15 protein-coding genes are annotated in these 14,237 nt (G+C 38.6%); 10 read left to right on the plus strand and 5 right to left on the minus strand.

What is annotated here, in order from left to right:
* Positions 1–15 precede the first annotated feature (15 nt).
* From argJ to AC25Y6_RS14415, 9 genes are all read left to right on the plus strand, one after another.
* Positions 16–1,242 carry a bifunctional glutamate N-acetyltransferase/amino-acid acetyltransferase ArgJ gene (gene argJ, locus AC25Y6_RS14375; RefSeq protein WP_482105547.1) on the plus strand — a complete coding sequence of 409 codons (1,227 nt, stop codon included), beginning with the start codon at positions 16–18 and terminating at the stop codon, positions 1,240–1,242.
* The gene (gene argB / locus AC25Y6_RS14380) at positions 1,205–1,984 is read left to right on the plus strand and encodes an acetylglutamate kinase (RefSeq protein ID WP_482105548.1); all 780 of its coding nucleotides are present in this window, start codon (positions 1,205–1,207) and stop codon (positions 1,982–1,984) included. The genes argJ and argB overlap by 38 nt, the downstream gene beginning before the upstream one ends.
* Positions 1,981–3,135 carry an acetylornithine transaminase gene (gene argD / locus AC25Y6_RS14385; RefSeq protein ID WP_482105549.1) on the plus strand — a complete coding sequence of 385 codons (1,155 nt, stop codon included), beginning with the start codon at positions 1,981–1,983 and terminating at the stop codon, positions 3,133–3,135. Before argB ends, argD begins: the two co-directional genes overlap by 4 nt.
* Before the next feature lie 319 nt (positions 3,136–3,454).
* A complete protein-coding gene (locus AC25Y6_RS14390) occupies positions 3,455–4,102 on the plus strand; it encodes a hypothetical protein (protein WP_482105550.1) in 648 nt (215 codons plus the stop codon).
* A gap of 32 nt (positions 4,103–4,134) precedes the next feature.
* A complete protein-coding gene (locus AC25Y6_RS14395; protein WP_482105551.1) occupies positions 4,135–5,109 on the plus strand; it encodes a hypothetical protein in 975 nt (324 codons plus the stop codon).
* 11 nt (positions 5,110–5,120) lie between these two features.
* Positions 5,121–5,327 carry a hypothetical protein gene (locus AC25Y6_RS14400; RefSeq protein ID WP_482105552.1) on the plus strand — a complete coding sequence of 69 codons (207 nt, stop codon included), beginning with the start codon at positions 5,121–5,123 and terminating at the stop codon, positions 5,325–5,327.
* Positions 5,328–5,329: 2 nt separating this feature from the next.
* Complete coding sequence (locus tag AC25Y6_RS14405) at positions 5,330–5,779, plus strand: hypothetical protein (protein WP_482105553.1); 450 nt, start codon at positions 5,330–5,332, stop codon at positions 5,777–5,779.
* Complete coding sequence (locus AC25Y6_RS14410; protein WP_482105554.1) at positions 5,780–6,007, plus strand: stalk domain-containing protein; 228 nt, start codon at positions 5,780–5,782, stop codon at positions 6,005–6,007.
* Positions 6,008–6,175: 168 nt separating this feature from the next.
* Positions 6,176–7,720 carry an S-layer homology domain-containing protein gene (locus AC25Y6_RS14415; protein ID WP_482105555.1) on the plus strand — a complete coding sequence of 515 codons (1,545 nt, stop codon included), beginning with the start codon at positions 6,176–6,178 and terminating at the stop codon, positions 7,718–7,720.
* 148 nt (positions 7,721–7,868) lie between these two features.
* Here AC25Y6_RS14415 and AC25Y6_RS14420 read toward each other — a convergent pair whose 3' ends face one another.
* From AC25Y6_RS14420 to AC25Y6_RS14440, 5 genes are all read right to left on the minus strand, one after another.
* Complete coding sequence (locus AC25Y6_RS14420) at positions 7,869–8,534, minus strand: 3'-5' exonuclease (RefSeq protein ID WP_482105556.1); 666 nt, start codon at positions 8,532–8,534, stop codon at positions 7,869–7,871.
* A 32-nt stretch (positions 8,535–8,566) separates the two neighbouring features.
* The gene (locus tag AC25Y6_RS14425) at positions 8,567–10,498 is read right to left on the minus strand and encodes a DUF294 nucleotidyltransferase-like domain-containing protein (protein ID WP_488143513.1); all 1,932 of its coding nucleotides are present in this window, start codon (positions 10,496–10,498) and stop codon (positions 8,567–8,569) included.
* A 75-nt stretch (positions 10,499–10,573) separates the two neighbouring features.
* Positions 10,574–12,124 carry a solute symporter family protein gene (locus AC25Y6_RS14430; protein WP_488143514.1) on the minus strand — a complete coding sequence of 517 codons (1,551 nt, stop codon included), beginning with the start codon at positions 12,122–12,124 and terminating at the stop codon, positions 10,574–10,576.
* 15 nt (positions 12,125–12,139) lie between these two features.
* Complete coding sequence (locus tag AC25Y6_RS14435) at positions 12,140–12,472, minus strand: DUF485 domain-containing protein (RefSeq protein WP_482105560.1); 333 nt, start codon at positions 12,470–12,472, stop codon at positions 12,140–12,142.
* A 498-nt stretch (positions 12,473–12,970) separates the two neighbouring features.
* A complete protein-coding gene (locus AC25Y6_RS14440; protein ID WP_482100032.1) occupies positions 12,971–13,480 on the minus strand; it encodes a ferritin in 510 nt (169 codons plus the stop codon).
* A 269-nt stretch (positions 13,481–13,749) separates the two neighbouring features.
* On the opposite strand from AC25Y6_RS14440, the gene AC25Y6_RS14445 reads away from it, so the two are divergent.
* The gene (locus tag AC25Y6_RS14445) at positions 13,750–14,127 is read left to right on the plus strand and encodes a PH domain-containing protein (protein ID WP_488143515.1); all 378 of its coding nucleotides are present in this window, start codon (positions 13,750–13,752) and stop codon (positions 14,125–14,127) included.
* Positions 14,128–14,237 lie beyond the last annotated feature (110 nt).

Here is a 14,237-nt window from a genome sequence, read left to right on the forward strand (position 1 = left end):
CCTAGGGGGTATATTATGACGACAACAGCAAGAGCATTAAAACGTTTATCAGGAAATAATATCTCGTCCCCAATCGGTTTTAAAGCGACGGGGCTTCATTGTGGCATAAAATACAAGAATAATGATTTGGCTTTACTAGTCAGTGAAGTCCCGGCAAGTGTTGCGGGTGTTTTTACAACAAATGCAATTCAGGCAGCACCATTGCTTGTTACGAAAGAAGCGATAAAACAAACGGGAAAAATGCAGGCAATCATCGTGAATTCAGGAAACGCCAATGCCTGCACAGGAAAACAAGGGTTGCTAGATGCACGTCTAATGCAACAAAAGACAGCAGAAAAACTTGGAATCGCTCCTGGGTTAGTCGGAGTAGCATCTACTGGAGTTATCGGTGAAATAATGAAAATGGAACCCATTGTTAAAGGGATTCCAAAACTTCAACCAAGTTCTGCATTAGAAGGATCTATTCTATTTTCTCAAGCGATTTTAACGACAGATACAGTTACAAAAAATACTGCATACAGCACGGTAATCGACGGCAAGAAGATTACTCTTGCGGGGACAGCAAAAGGATCGGGAATGATTGACCCGAATATGGCTACGATGCTTGGTTTCATTACAACTGATGCCAACATTGAATCGGTTCATCTGCAAGCAGCTCTTAAAACTGTAACAGACGTAACGTTCAACTCAATTACGGTGGATGGCGACACCTCTACAAATGATATGGTACTAGTTATGGCGAATGGGTTAGCAGGAAATAGTGCGCTGACACCATTACATCCCGACTGGGAACTGTTCGTTAATGCATTGCACGCAGTATCCCAAGATCTTGCAAAAATGATAGCTAAGGATGGAGAAGGGGCGACAAAGCTCATCGAAGTCGAGGTATCAGGTGCAGTTTCGGATGCTGAAGCAAGAAAAATTGCCAAAACAGTCGTTGGGTCACCACTTGTAAAAACAGCCATTTTTGGTTGTGATGCGAACTGGGGAAGAATTATCGCGGCTGTCGGGTATAGTGGTGCAACACTAGATCCAAATGCCATTAAGATTAAGATGGGATCAACAATCGTAGTTGAAAACGGTGAACCTGTTCCTTTTTCTGAAGCACAACTATCCGGCTATTTGAAAAAGTCGGAAGTGAAAATTACAGTCGACCTTCACCAAGGCAACGGTCATGGGTTGGCATGGGGGTGCGATTTAACATATGACTATGTCCAAATTAACGCAACATACCGATCGTAAACGAATTGTTATTAAGCTAGGTGGCAGTATGCTTGAAGGATTGAACGAAGCCTTTTTCAATAACTTTAAACAACTGCAGGAAACAGGACATGAACTGATACTGGTTCATGGAGGGGGTCCTTTCATTAATAATGAATTGGCCAAAAACAACGTATTGTCCTCCGTGTTAAACGGTATTCGGGTGACATCGAAAGAAGCGGTAGGAATTATTCAAATGACGTTGGTGGGTCAAGTTAATCCAGCCCTTGTCCATCAATTAAATAAAGGCGGCATCGATGCGATAGGTATGAGTGGATATGACGGAAAACTACTTATATGTACAGTGCTTGATGAAGAGGTGTATGGATCTGTAGGGGAAATTCAGCATGTCCGAACAGAACTTCTGGAAAATATTCTAGCAGCAGGGCTTGTACCGGTTATTTCATGTATCGGTGCGTCAGAGGACGGTGCTCCGCTCAATATCAATGCGGATACGGTCGCTAGTAAAATAGCATTTGCGATGAAGGCGGACAGTCTTCTCCTCGTCACGGATACTCCAGGTATTCAAATAAAAGGAATTGTCCAAGAAAAAGCATCACAAATAGAAATAATGCAGTGGATTGAAACAGGAGAGATTTACGGAGGCATGTTACCGAAAGTGGAAGCTGCACTTGATTGTTTACATGCAGGCATTCCGTCCGTACAAATTGTCGGTCAGCAACTAAAAGGAACTGACATTAAATACGAGGGGGCATTCATTTGAGTACGTTATTTAATAATTACGCGCGACGTTCTGTTCATCTTGTAAAAGGAAAAGGGACAATCGTCACTGATGACAAAGGGAAAGATTATCTCGATTTTACAAGTGGAATCGCAGTCGTCAGTTTAGGCCATGCAAATGAAAAACTTGTCGAAGCCGTGAAACTGCAAAGTGAGAAACTATGGCACACATCAAACTTATTTGAAAGTCCTGAACAGGAAAAACTAGCGGCTAAACTTGTGGAAGGAACTCCTTTTAGCCACGCTTTTTTCTGTAACAGCGGCGCTGAAGCAAACGAAGCAGCCATTAAATTGGCACGTAAACATACACAGAAAAATGTCATTATTACTTTTGAACAATCCTTTCACGGACGTACATTTGGCGCAATGTCCGCAACTGGGCAACCTAAAGTTCGCGAAGGATTTGGCCCGTTGTTGGAGACATTCCGCATTATTCCTTACAATGACGTAGCGCAATTGGAAGCAGCGATTGACGGAGATGTAGCTGCAATCATGTTAGAAGTTATTCAAGGTGAGGGTGGCGTTCATCCAATCGAACCTGAATTTGCACAAAAAATAACGGAAATTTGTAAAACAAACGGAATTTTATTGATTGTCGATGAAGTGCAAACAGGAATCGGTCGATCGGGGACCCGTTATGCCAGTGAACAGACGGTTCTAAGACCCGATATTATGACACTTGCCAAAGGATTGGGAGGAGGATTCCCGATAGGGGCTATGCTTGGGTCAAGCGAGCTCTTCGATTCATTTGGACCTGGTACCCATGGCACAACATATGGCGGTAACCCACTTGCCGTTGCGGTTGCACAAACAGTCGTAGATATTGTTTTCGAGAAAGAGTTCTTGCAAGAAGTTAAAGACAAGTCAAACTACCTTGTTGAAAAGGTGCAGACGCTATTACCGGAGGATCAATTTTCAATTCGTGGTGCTGGATTGTTATTGGGGATTCAATGCCGTGAAGACGTGTCTTCATACATTCAACAGGCAGAAGAGGCAGGGTTACTGCTCGTCCAAGCAGGAAGTAACGTTATTCGACTTTTACCGCCTTTAACAGTTACATACGAAGAGATGGATAAAGCAGTGGATATTATTACTACCATTTTGCTAAGTGAAAAAGTGACAACAAACTACTAGCGTACTTGAATTAAAGTGTTCAGTGAAGCACTATTCAATTGACCTAGTCAAATTGTCTAGTAAGTTGACTAGATCAATTATTAATTTCAATTGACCTAGTCAATTATTCTGGTAAATTGACCTAGTCTGAAGGTACACCAAAAGGACCTGCTACTATATAGCGGGTCCTTTTGGTTTTCAACTAATTGCTAGGCCTTTTATACAGTTTAATGTCAATATTCTAAACCCTCGGAATCATATTGGATAAATATTGAAACTTATTTTGTGAAAACACTGTATAGTAAGAGACTTCATTAGATAATATACAGGAGGTAAGAAAATGACAGATAGTGAGAGAATCAATCTATTCATGGGTATTCGAAACTTCCGTGAAAAACAAGTAACCATAGGATTAACACTGGAAGAAGAAAAGTCATTATCTACATTATTAAAACAAATGGAAGAAGATATTGAAAAAGTACATAAAACAATATTGAACTATAACGATGAGCAAATGAAAACCCCCATAAAAATGGAGGCAATTCGAAATGTCACATTTGTTGAAAGTCCGGTCAAACAGAACTTAGTTGATAAGTTAATGAAAAAAGAGCCAATTATCTATTATAAACTTCAAGTGTCCAGTTGGGATGATCTTGACACTTATCAATTGCCGTATCACTTTGCGTTAGAAATGAAGAAATTCATCGAAGAGGTTGGATTAGGAAGTAAGTGGAATACCTTGTTGCCGGTAACCATGGAAATGTCACCAACTGAAAGTTTAGATAAAGAAGAAGTTGAATGGTTGAATTTACTACCCGATCCCAAATGGTGTTTAGCTGCTTTTAATGAAGTGGATGAGCTGGAGAAACGGGCACAAAGGCATAGCGAAGAAATGCATGAGAGCATTATATGGTTAAAAGAACAATGGCAAGATGGCTATCAGATTTACATTGACTTCACTGAAATGGAATTTATACAAATTCAGTAATAATAATTTTGTTGATGAAGTAGGCGGTTCTGATGAAAAAAAATAAGAAAAAGATAGAGAACGATTGGAAACGGATAGGATATGAAGTAGCGGGATTCATTTTTTTCATTTTTCTCATAGGGGTTATCATCATAAATTGGCAACGGAACGAGGACGTAAAAAAAGAACAATTGATGAATGCCACGATTGCGGGTGTTTTTGATAAAACTGCTGAAAAGTATTTGTTAGATGGATTGTCCTATATCGTACTTCTTAGGCCGCAGCTCTTGGAAAAAACGACACAAAACATTGAAGATGGCTATAAAGTTTCTGTATCTAAAAAAGAATTTGAAAGACTTGAATTTGGAGATAAAATCGACGGTTTTAATATTCAAGGTGTTTTTAACACGCAGAGGGAACTGGAATCTGAATATCGCGGTTTTTATTTCACGTTGTTCTTAGTCGGTATTTATCCAATGGGCTATATTTTATATTTATTGTTCAAATTTAAAGGGTTTGAAGCGTTTCTGGACAGACATGACTTCGGTTTGAGCATTATATTTAATATTATAACTTGGGGCGGCTTATTTCTAATGCTTGTATTTTGTTATCGCGAAATGACCGCAGACTTGAAAAATGGTTATGAAAAGTATTACGGGAAAGATTATATTGAAACCATTGCCACAATAACGGATCATTCTCTTGATCATGGAACTGGCAACGATCACCAGACCTATTATTATTTGGCACTTGCTTACGAAGACACAAATGGTGAACCAATTAATCTAACAAAAGAAGTAAAAAAGAACACATATCTTAAATACCGGGATGGCGTATTACCGATTAAATATAAGAAAGATAATCCATATAACGCATTCGCGCGGCATACAGAAGGACGAGATATACTAGACTTTCTTTTTACACCGGCATTTTTTATGCACTGTCTCATGATTGTACTGACTGCACTTATCAGTTACGCGCTATATTTGATGAATCGAAAACGAAAAACAGGAAGTTATTGGAGCTAATCAAATAAAAAGTGAAAAGTGTAACTTCTTCCAGTGAACTCGTCAAATTCGATTTGTTTGGTAGCTATTCAGCCCATGCAGATGAACACCAGCTACAGGAAGTCAGTAGCGGTAAAGAAGAAAACGCGACAAACTATATGAAATTTACAGGGGTTATTCAAGAAGCTGAAAAGGATGGAAAAAGACGCGGGTCACACTTGATAATGATAAGGGATTAATCATGATTTTGCGTATTAATGATAATACCCTGAAGTTTAACGGTGGAACAACAAAGCACCTTAACCTAGCGGATCTTAAAAAAGGGGCAAGCATCGAAGCTTATTATGATAAAAATAAACCGATGATTTTGATTTACCCAGCAACAGTCACTCCTGAAATCGTCCATGGTGAAGTGAAAATTGCTAAATTTGATAAAAAACTTCTTAGCTTAGATAACCAATTGAAATTGAATATCGGTGAAGATACAATTCTCTTAAATCAGCAAGGCAAGAAAATTAAAGAAATAGATTTACACGACAAAGAGTTAGCTATTTTCTATTCCGCAACAACAAAAAGTATACCGGCTCAAACAACGCCTACCAAAATCATTGCACTTGATTATATAACAGAGGAAATGGTGAAATTACAAGAACTCATTGCAGTAGATCATTACATGAAAAAGGGTACATAGATGATTTCACTTCGTAAAGTGACTGAGCATCTAGGTTATCATGTTCTATCTCAACCAAAAATCGGCGGTGTACTAGTTACACTTGGCAACAGCTCATTCACAATTCAACGCGGAGACAAAATGTATGGCTTTAACAAGAGCGTTGGTAAATTCGAAGTTGCACCTGAATTGAAAGTTATGAAAACGTACGTTTCAGAAGATTTTCTTGAACTATTAATTCAACACTAACAATCAAAAAGCGTGGCATATATAAAAAGTATGAAACGATGGGACTGCCCTTAACAAGGCAGACGTTTCATACTTTTTCTTTGCACTTTTATCAGGAAAGACTATGCGGAATTTTCTTTCTATTGTACTATTGAGTATAGAGTCTGTTAGTAGAAAAGGAGAATCTAAATGACGAAAAAATTTATGGTGATTTTTACCGCAATCCTCCTTATGTTTACCGCAATAGATACAGTTTTTGCTGCACCTTTATTCAAAGACGTTACAGACAAGCATGCATCGAAAGCGGAATTGGACTTTTTGGCGAAGCGAGGTATTATTTTTGCAAATCCATCGGAGAACTTTGGTGTGAATGAAGAAATTACACGCCTAGAAGCTTCGGCTATGATTATTAAGGCACTCGGTCTCGATACTTTGAATCGGCCGGATCCGAATTTCTCCGACGTTACTATTGAAGATGAGGGTTATGCCATCGTTGCAACAATGGCAGATGAAGGTATTATGAAAGGCAATGCAAGCGGAGAGTTCATGCCGAACAACAAGTTAACAAGGGGACAGATGGCGGCAATCCTAGTGAGTGCATTTAAATTGCAAGGTACTACTAAACATTCTTTTAAAGATGTCAATGCATCAAACTGGGCATCAAATTCTATTAAAACGCTATATGCCAATGAAATCACAGTAGGCTATCCAAACAATACTTATAAACCGACAGCCTTCATAACGAAAGCTAATTTTGCTGTGTTCCTTGCACGTATACTAAATCCCGAATTCAAAAAGAAACCTGTCTGTTCGAAGGTAGACAGTAAAAAAACTGCTGTTGTCAACGTTCAAGTGACAAACTTGTGGAAATCACCCAATAAAAACCGCGTAGTGGATCGGCCTTCTATTTCCAGTCCTACCGATATTCAAAAATGGGCTAAAAGTATGTCCGTAAGCCAAAAGTTATGGCTTGTAGGAAAGACGGATACGCAAGCTTTATACGGACAGGAAGTCGTTATTTTAAAAAGTAGTGGAAATTGGCATGAAATTGCTGTGAAGGATCAATATTCGCCCAGGAACAAAGCGGGATATCCCGGTTGGGTCCCGAAAACACACATAACTGAAACAGCTTCCAATTACACTGATTGCCAAATAGCAATCGTAGATACAAATATTGCCACTCTTTATAATGAACCCAAAAAAGCAAGCAAATTTATGGATATTAGCTATACGACAATTCTACCTGTCATAAAAGAAGAAGGAGACTGGATTCACGTTCAAACACCGGCAAGTGGGGTGAAGTATTTACGCAAACAAGATGTGAAAATCGTTAAAAATTTCGCATCAATACAAAAACCGACTCAAAAAGACATTGTCGATAGCGCAAAAATGTTCCTGGGTCTTCCATACATCTGGTCAGGCATATCAGGCTTCGGCTTCGATTGTTCAGGTCTTATTCATTCAGTTTACAAAAATCATGGCATTATGATTCCGCGCGATTCGTTTGTTCAGGCGGTAAACGGTACTCCTGTTGCCAAGAAAAATATGCAACCCGGAGACTTGTTATTCTTCGCTTACAATCAAGGAAAAGGGAAGGTGTACCACGTAGGAATGTATATCGGGAATAACCAAATGATTCATGCCCCGAATTCGAGCAGAAAAGTAGAGATTATATCTATCAATACACACCCATACAAAGTAAACTTTTCAGGGGCCAGAAGGTATTTAAAGTAACGTGTATTTCTGAAGATGTGATGGGGAAATAACAATAAAGCATCCTTCGGGGTGCTTTTTAATTTAAGGGGTTTATCGGAGTTAGGAGATAAAGAATAGCCAAACAGGACTCCAATTTATTCATTGGGTCCTGTTTTGGTGTATTTAGCTAAAACAAAGCAACATTCTGCTGCTTTTTATTGTTCTTTACTCTAAGTAAGTCCGCTAGCGTAATAACTCCCTTATCTTCAAGACGCTTCAATAATTCGATAAATAAATGAGCGGTTGTCAGGGCATCCCCTAGTGCGCGGTGTCGCTCAAATATTTGTGTACCAAATATCCGCGCGTATTCTTCCAAATCAAACTGATCCCATGATGGATTTAAATAATTGATTAAATCAAATGTATCAAAGGTAGAAGGCACTTCATATGTACATTTAACTCGCTGTAATTCTCTTTTTAAAACCAGAGTGTCAAAACTTAAATGGTGACCAATCCAACCCCCACTATTCGTATCTTTAAAGAATTGAAAGTAGCTTTCGATTGCTTCAAGTGGGGTAGGTGCATTGTCTACATGATGTTGTTCAATAGATGTCAACTTCGTAATATGTTCGGGTATAAGACGTGATGGTTTTACAAATGTCTGAAATACACTGTCAGTGACTACACTATTTTCAATATGGACAGCACCTATTTCAATCAGACGATCATCTGCAGAAATTGCAAATCCTGTCGTTTCAGTATCGAAGACGGTAAACGGCATATTTCTAAGCTTTGTATCTAGCAAAAATGATTGTTCCAGTTTATAGTTTGATTGTTGTTTTTTCCAAAACATAGCTTCCCCTCCAATTAATATCTCAAAATTATTTATAACTTTGCAAGTAAATGTGATTGCAAGGCGTGGACTGTTGTTAACATAGTCGTTAATTCATCCCGTTCCCATTTGCGAATCGACGCAAAGTGAATTTCAGTTGTAATAGATTCACCACGCAGATGCTTTTTCCATGATAGTCGAATCCTTGTTTTTAGGGCAATTTCATATGCATGACGAATATCATCTGCAAAACCAGCGGACAGTTCTCCTTCTTTCACCAGGTCGTCGACTAATTGCAGTGGCGTGCCGTTAATGATGTTTTTTTGTACACCCAATATTTGTAGGCAATGGTGCATGGGAAATAAAGCATGTTTTTTGATATCGAATATATCACGGTTACCCCTTGCTTTAAATAAAGCAAGAAAGGAATGATTAACTAGTGGTATGGGCCTATTCTGTTCCTGTTGCGCCATATAATAAAGGAAAGTTTGTGAGGATTTCAATTGTATTTGTACCATCCGGGAAAAGCGATTATTTAACGATGCATCTCCCATCAGAAAACGAAAAGATAAAAAATTATAGCCTAGTAAAATATCATCATCGGTTGCCTTCAACGCCCAACTCCGAAGTCTCTTCTGCCAATCGGAAATGGAACCGCGCCATAGTGACTCACTAGACATCATTTTTCCATCACATCTGGAAAAACCGGCATTCTCCATATGCCAAACTATCGCATCTCCAAGCTGTAAAAAATAATTATCTACTTGTTGTTTGTCTTTCTCATCTGGATTAGCATAAACAAGGAAATGATCTTGATCTGTCAACATGAATTGTTCTCCTCTGGCCCCACTGCCCATCTGATACCACGCATAAGGAACGGGTGGAGTGCCTTCACCTTGTACCTCCAACCACCGCACAGCGAGTTTCACACAATGTCGTGCGAGTCGGTCATATAACTTTGTAATTATCTCCAACAAGTGGATGGTAGAAATTTCATCGTTAATTAAACTCGATAGCACATCGTAAATTGCATTTTTTATTGCAGGTAAACTATCTATAGAAGAAGCCTCAATCGTTTTTAAGATACCCATCGATCCACGATCCCGTTTTGTAATCAAATTTGACAGTGTAACAACGCCAACCAGTCGATTATCTTCGACGACAGGTAAGTGCTTTACTCCGTACTTATAGAATGCCGACAGGACCTCGTAATAGTAATCATGACGGGAAATCGTATGAGGTTTTTTCGTCATTATATCTATGGCTTTCAGTTCACTATTATAACCTTGAGCAAGGACTCTTTGTACTAGGTCTTTTTCTGTTATGATTCCTGTTAATTGCTCTTTTTGATCAACTACTAGAATCGAACTGATTGAGTTATCAATCATGCTACGCGCTATTTGTCTTAATGCCGTATCTTCAGTAATAGTAATGGCAGGAGAATTCATAAAGTCCTCAACACGACGTACGTATGGCTCGCTTTCTCCCCACTCATCTGACAACTTCATTTGCTCACCTAAGGAAGCATAGACATTTGCCAGTCGTATAGACATACTTTTCAAAATAGCATCACGGACGTCAGTATCATCTATTCTCTTCTTCACGACAGAAATAGGAACCTGTAAGCAATAGGAATCTTCCAGTACTACCATTTCAAGATGATGCCAATCGAGTGGTCGACTTGACTCGCCTAGGTAATAAGCGATGTTTGAAAAACCGATTATCTCACCTTCCTGAACTTCTTCAATAGCATAGGATGTCTCATCATCACCAATTATGAATATTTCTGCAGAACCTTTTATGATAAGGAATAATCCTTCGTGGGGGGTTCTGAAGTAGTCCGTCTTTCCAGCCTTTTGGTAATAGGTGAGTTTGCATTCAGACATTAGTTCGCTAAATGCCGTGTCGGATAATCCTTTAAATAATAGCTGCTCATGTACTAACTCATAGATTACTTTTGTTCGCTGCTTATCATTCATTGTCATCACCTTCGTCTTTTGATAGAAAAATCTCCCTCATCTAATTAAAAATAGAGAGGGAGGACTTTTTTTATTACTTGATTAACGCTCAAGTTCTCTATAACCTGTTTCCGCTCTGAACTTCACTTCAGCATAAGAAACTTCATCAGCTTCGTGTTTTTTAGATGAAACGAGCGTACCAATAATTGCTGCTAAGAATCCTGCTGGAACAGAAATAATTGCAGGGTTCGCATAAGGGAAGAGTGGTTGTCCAACAAAGAACGCGGCTCCTTCAACAGGGTTAATAACACTTGGACTTACTGCAACCAGAACAAGTGCAACAATCAAACCGGTTAACATGGAAGCAACTGCACCTGTCGTATTAAACTTTTTCCAATAGATGGTGAATAGAATTGTCGGAACGTTTGCAGAGGCGGCAATACAGAATGCGAGTGAAACAAGGAACGCGACATTCAATTTTTCCGCACCAAGCGCTAAAAGAATAGAGAAAACAGAAACAGCAATTGCTGCGTATCTTGCGGCTCTAACTTGTTGTTTCTCTGTAACTTTACCTTTTTTAATAATTTCTCCGTAAATATCATGTGCAATCGCTGAAGCGCCTGACAATACAAGACCGGCAACAACTGCTAGAATCGTCGCGAAGGCAACCGCTGCAACGAATGACTCAAGTGCTGATCCCCCCAACACACCCGCTAACATTGGTGCGGCCATGTTTCCGGCAGCATTTTCGGCAATGATTGCATCTACGCCAACAAACTTAGCTGCACCGAAACCGAGGAAAATTGTTAGAACATAGAATATACCTATTATCCAAACCGCATAAATTACAGAAGAACGAGCTGTTTTCGCGTCTTTTACTGTAAAGAAGCGCATTAAGATATGGGGCAAACCAGCCGTACCTAAAACCAGTGCTATTAGGACGGATATTAGACCAATCGGGTCTTTATAGATTATCCCGGAATGTAAGAAGGCTTCACCATGTGGCGTAGCTGTTCTCATGGCGTCAAACATACCGATAAAGTTGAAGTTGAATTTTAATAGGACAAGGAACGAAATAACAATGGTACCTATCATAAGTAAAATGGCTTTAATAATTTGAACCCAACTTGTTGCAGTCATACCGCCGAATAGGACATAGATTGTCATCATTACACCAACGATTAGAACTGCAATCCAATAGTCGATTCCTAGAAGTAATTTTATCAGGGCACCAGCACCTACAAGCTGAGCCAGCATATAAAATAAAACAATCGTAATTGTATTTAATGCTGCGGCGCCACGAACTTTTCTTGCCCCAAAACGTGCACCAATCATATCTGCCATAGTAAACTTCCCTAGATTACGCAGTGGCTCTGCAATTAGAAACAAAACTACTAGATAAGCTGTCAACCAACCAATACTATAGTAAAAACCATCAAATCCATTTAAAGAGATTGCTCCTGCAATTCCTAGGAATGATGCAGCAGACAGGTAGTCTCCAGCAATCGCCATTCCGTTTTGCCAACCGGTTAATGATCCCCCAGCCGTGTAAAAATCACTTGCAGTTGTAGTTTGTTTGGCCGCCCAGTATGTAATCCCCAGTGTAAGCCCAATTACTGCAACGAATATTGCGATTGATATAATATCATCCACTTGTAAGTACCCCCTTTATTTCACAACATTTTTCTTTATAATATCTTCAACGTCCAAGTCGAAACTTTTCGCTTTATTCATGTAGATTGATGTAAATACCCATACCATGATGAACATGCTTAGTGAGTACACCCATGTCCAAGTCATCCAACCAATGGCACGATTCTCAAGAATGTTTGTATATCCTGTAAGAAGAGGCAGTGTAAAATAGGCAATAAAAAAGAAAATAATATACGGTGTAGAAAATATTCTTTTTCGTTTTACTAAATTTTTGAATTCAGGTGTATTGATGATTTTTTCATAATCCAACTTCACACTCGCTGGGTTATCTTTTGAACTTTTACTCACGATTTCATCCCCTTTTTTTAAAAAAGTATTTAAAACTTGTTGGCCATTGGAAATGTAACCTCCTTTTACATGAGAGCGTTTTCAAATTATGTAAAAATTGTTGTTAAACTAGTAAAATGTGAATAGTTTAACAGGAAGCTAAGTCCACATTACCAAATATTCTGTCAACGTACAAGTTATTTTTTCTAAATAATGAATTTTCTGATGCATCTATGCGATTAAAAAAATGAAAACTTACCGAATGAAGAGAAATTTGTCGATATAATTGTTGGAATAATGAATCCGATCGACCTGGAATTTGCTTTCTATTTGGTTGCTAGCCTAGAAAATCTTAGCGAAGGTAAAATACAGAGAGTCAAAGGACTACTATGTAACCTTTCAACATATTGATAGGAGAACGGTGAGGGTTAAGAAACGTAGGCTTATCAAGAAAATCTAAAAAAAATACCCATTATCTTCGTCAAGGAAGATGATGGGTATTTTTAAAAAAGGACTAACTTATTCTCCAGTTTCTGCAGTGAATTTACGTTGCCCAAGTTCTTTTTCATAAATATACAATGCGTTTTTATCTTCTCCGATGCGTTTCAGGTACTCGATATGTGTATCGAAGGCTGCTTCCTCTTCAACTTGCTCGTCCAAGAACCATCTCAAAAATGAAATCGTAGCATGTTCTTTTTCTTCCCAAGCTAGGTCCGTTAATTCATAAAAGTTCTTTGTAACTCCTTTTTCTTGTTGTAAACCTGATTCGAAAGTATCTAATACTGATTCAAATTCAATTTTTGGCTCAGACGTTGCGGAGAATTTTGCATGTAACCCGCGGTCATTCATATAGTTGTAAATCTTCATACCGTGAAAACGTTCTTCTTCGGCTTGTTGAAGATAATAATTGGCAAAGCCACTATAATTAGTGTGTTCACAATAAGCAGCCATTGCCATATAAGATTGTGCAGCGTCGAATTCATTGTTCATTTGCTGATTGAGTGCTTCTGCTAGTCGTTGACTGATCATATCCATCACTCCTTTTAATGTTAGGAAATACCTTCCTATAGCATAGCCTAATCTATCCTTTCAATCACGTATTTTGATTGAAAAAACGGAATTTTGTTGTATGAGGAATTTTGGTGGAGGAAAGACTAACTTATTGTTGAATCTTTGGGCAATGTATAATTGAGAATAAAAGCGAGTGCACGGCACCCCCCCGGGAATGGAGGAGGGAAGGTGTACGAACAAATTAAATGCGGACTTAAACTGATTAAGGATAAACAGGAGGAATAAAAATGAGTATTTTTGATGGAATAATGGGGAATGCATCTGAAATTGATGTTAGCAAAGTAGAGAAGGAAATGAAGGATTTACTTACACCAACTGAAAAAGTTGAGCATGCATATAAATCAATTAGAGATCTGTTGATATTTACGGATAAGCGTCTAATTCTTGTGGACAAACAGGGCGTCACAGGAAAGAAAAGTGAATATCATTCTATTCCATATAAAAGTGTTGTACATTTCTCAATTGAAACTGCAGGAACGTTTGATCTCGAAGCGGAACTGAAAATCTGGCTATCGGGAAGTTCTGCACCAATTCAAAAGAAATTTAATAAATCCTTGAATGTTTATAAAGTACAAAGCGTGCTAGCAGAATATGTTTTGAAATGAACTAGGTCAATTTAAGGTGACTAGTTCCTGATTTTGTGCTTGATAAAAAAACTCCTCATGTAGTTTAAACTGTACCCTGTAAGATGGACACTTTGAAAAAGTCCCTCTTA

This window comes from Sporosarcina sp. Y1004 (assembly GCF_057669665.1).